Origin of the sequence: Hyphomonas sp. UBA3601 (genome assembly GCF_002375605.1) — a bacterium.
Taxonomy (GTDB): Bacteria; Pseudomonadota; Alphaproteobacteria; order Caulobacterales; family Hyphomonadaceae; genus Hyphomonas.
On record NZ_DFME01000117.1, the window covers coordinates 564 to 4,123 of the forward strand.

The 3,560-nt window shown below is 58.1% G+C and carries 2 protein-coding genes; both read left to right on the top strand.

Annotated elements, in window-relative coordinates:
* Positions 1 to 307: 307 nt before the first annotated feature.
* Positions 308 to 2,068, top strand: a complete 1,761-nt coding sequence (locus tag B4F73_RS12275; protein WP_051599721.1) for a DUF3363 domain-containing protein — start codon at positions 308 to 310, stop codon at positions 2,066 to 2,068.
* Positions 2,069 to 2,172: 104 nt separating this feature from the next.
* A partial coding sequence (gene traG / locus B4F73_RS12280) for an IncP-type conjugal transfer protein TraG (protein ID WP_290483403.1) occupies positions 2,173 to 3,560 on the top strand: 1,388 nt, incomplete at its 3' end.

Here is a 3,560-nt window from a genome sequence, read left to right on the forward strand (position 1 = left end):
GTCCATCTAATGCCTTGTCTGCACGTCTTTTTTTCGTCGCCTTTTGCCGCAATTTGCGACATACAGGTTATGTGTGTTTTCCCATGAACATTGGGGATTGGGTGTCATACGCGCGGTATCGGCGTAGATGAAAGGGGACAGTGACTTCACCCCGCGCCTTGGGCGTATCCGAGATCGCGGCGAGGCTGGTGGGAAGTCATTTCGGCGTCAGGTGAAACGAGTTGCCGCCCGGCTTAGTAGACCGTCAAGCAAGCGCGGTTTTACCGGACGCAATAATGGCCGCGGAAATGGGGCGACGCCGCAAGCAATGCAAACGCTTCGGCAGATCAGCCGCGCACGCATGCGCCGCGTCATTGTGAAAGTCCATATTGCACGGGCGCGGGGAGGGGGTGGTGTGCGCGCATTTTCTGAGCATGTACGATACATCCAGCGTGACGGCGTTGAGCGCGATGGCAGCGGTGGCAAACTGTATGGGCCTGAGGGTGACGACATTGATGGCCGGGCATTTGCCGAGCGCAGTGGAAATGACCGGCACCAGTTCAGGCTGACGGTCTCAGCAGAAGATGGCGCCGAGCTCGGCGACTTAAAGACCAGTGCACGCGCGCTGATGGCTGCGATGGAGCGTGATCTTGGGACACCGCTCGACTGGGTTGCCGTCGATCACCACAATACAGGCCACTCTCACACCCATATTGTCATCAGGGGCAAAGATGCTCGCGGCAAGGATCTTGTGATTGCCAGAAATTATCTGACGAAGGGAATCAGGGGACGCGCGAAGCAGATCGTGACAGGTTTGCTCGGACCTCGCCGCGACTTGGAGATCGCCGCTGCCCAACAACATGAAGCGACGCAGGATCGGTTCACATCGCTGGACCGGGAGCTTGAGAAACAGGCAGTTGCGAACTGGATTGAGGTTGCACCCGCCCATCGTTCCGGTGATCGCTTTCGCCGGAGCCTTCAGCTTCAGCGCTTGCGGCATTTGGAAAGTCTGCATTTTGCAACTGAAACGAGCCGAGGCGTCTGGCAGCTGAAAGAAGGCTGGCAGACCGCGCTAAAAGCGATGGGACGGCGCGGCGATATTGTCCGAACGCTCAGCGCGGGTCTGGAACCTGGAGAGACTGCGCGGGGCGTACGTTTCTTTGAAGAACGGCCGAGTGATGCGAAGCCAATAACAGGTGTTGTCTTGTCTCAGGGACCAGACGATGAATTGCGCGGTACGCGCTTCCTTCTGATCGAAGACCTTGAAGGTACGCGCTGGCATGTGCCTGCTGGCGGCGTAGAGCCCGGTGGTTTGCCACCACGCGGGGCAATTGTTGAAGTCGCACCGTCTCAGCCCGCGCCGCGAGCCTCGGATAAGGTCATTGCACAGATAGCCGGGCAGACAGGCGGATACTATTCTGACGCGCTGCACGCTGAGGCCGAACCAACCGCGTCTCACAATTACCGGGAAGCTCACAAACGACGGCTCGAAGCCTTAAGGCGAGCGGGATTTGTGACGCGCCGCAAGGATGGCGTCTGGGAGATTGGTGAGGACTATTTGGACAAGGCGACGCAATATGAAACGAGACAAGGTGGGCGCACAAAGCTCAAGGTGCGGTCTTGGATGACACTGGACGCCCAGACCAAGGCCCATGCTGAGACGTGGCTGGATGGAAGGATTGCAGAGGCGGCAAATCCGTACAGGAGATTTGCCAAGGCGCAGCTGGCCCGTCTCAGCTTCTTGCGTGACCGAGGATTGCTTAGGGCGGATGAAGGTCAGCTCTCAGATGAGACACGTAAGCGCCTCCGAGAAGAAGAGCTCAGGCGAGCAGGCGCCTTTGAAGCGGAAAGGAGCGGCAGATCTCAGGTTACGCTGTCAAAAGGTGAACAATTTGAAGGCAAGTTTGAAAAGACCGTCGATCTCGCGTCCGGGCGAAGAGCGCTCATTGGAAGTGAGACAACTTTTGCGCTGGTGCCGTGGCGGCCGGAAATGGAGCGACACCGGGGACGATCCCTGATCATCGAACAAAAGGCAAAAAATCTGTCCTGGTCATTTCCATCCGGCAGAGGGCGAGGCCTGTCGCGATAGCGCTTTTGCAAAGTGTTGCCGGCATTTGCCGCCATTCTCACTGTGCGGGCGATAAAAGACGCGAGACATTGGGTGCGTTTTTATCACGCGGAGTATGACGATCGATGTCGCCGTCCAAAATCCTGATTGGCCAGTTTCTCATTGTGCTATCGATAATTGTGCTGACCCTGTGGGGAGCGACGCAATGGGTTGCGCATGAGCTTGGCTATCAGGCAGCGCTCGGGCGGCCATGGTTCGTGTTGGACGGACAGCCAGTCTATCGGCCCTGGAGACTGTTCCAATGGTGGTATGCCTATGAGGCGTATGCCCCGGAGGTTTTTGCCAAAGGTGGGGCGATTTCGGCAAGTGGCGGCCTGCTCGGCATTCTGGCGGCGGTTGTCGGGTCGGTCTGGCGTTCGCGCTGGGAACGCCGCGTGACGACCTACGGCTCATCGCGGTGGGCAGGCCGCCGCGATCTTGTGCGGGCGAGACTGCTGGGCGGTGACGGCGTCTTCCTTGGTACGTGGAAAGGCAAATATCTCCGTCATGACGGCCCGGAACATGTGCTTGCTTTCGCGCCAACGCGGTCTGGTAAAGGGGTTGGCCTTGTTGTTCCGACGTTGCTGTCCTGGACAGGAAGCGCTGTCATTCATGACGTCAAGGGCGAGAACTGGGACCTGACATCAGGCTGGCGCTCGAAACTCGGCCCATGCATCCGGTTTGATCCAACGGATGTGAACTCCCCGCGATATAATCCGTTGATGGAAGTTCGGCGCGGACCGAATGAAGTACGCGATGTACAGAATATTGCCGACATCCTTGTGGATCCGGAAGGCTCGCTTGAGCGCCGCAGCCATTGGGAGAAGACCGGACATGCTTTGCTGGTTGGCGTCATTTTGCATGTGCTCTACGCCGAAAAAGACAAGACGCTGGCAGGATGTGCGTCATTCTTGTCGGATCCCTCGCGGCCCTTCAAGGAAACGCTCTCGCGGATGATGAACACAAAGCATCTCGCCCGCGGGGACGGGGCGCGGTCGGTTCACCCCGTTGTCGCTCAGGCGGCACGCGAACTTCTGAACAAGGCTGAGAATGAACGCTCAGGCGTTTTGTCAACGGCGCTCAGTTTCTTGTCGCTTTACCGTGATCCTGTGGTGGCCGCAGTTACATCTGAGAGCGATTGGCGGATCAGCGATCTGGTGGAGGGAGCGCGGCCCGTCTCGCTTTATCTTGTGGTTCCGCCCTCGGATTTGTCGCGGACGAAACCACTTATGCGGCTGGTGCTCAATCAGATCGGGCGGCGGCTGACCGAGACGCTTCCAGATTCGGGTCGCCGGAAAGTGCTTCTGATGCTGGATGAGTTCCCGGCCTTGGGGCGGCTCGATTTTTTTGAATGTGCGCTCGCCTTTATGGCAGGGTACGGTGTTCGCGCCTTTCTGATTGCGCAATCCCTGAACCAGATCGAAAAAGCTTATGGGCCGAACAATGCAATTCTCGACAATTGCCATGTGCGGGT

Coding starts and splice junctions, on each gene's coding strand:
- B4F73_RS12275 (WP_051599721.1), top strand. CDS start 308: ATGCAAACGCTTCGGCAGATCAGCCGCGCACGCATGCGCCGCGTCATT.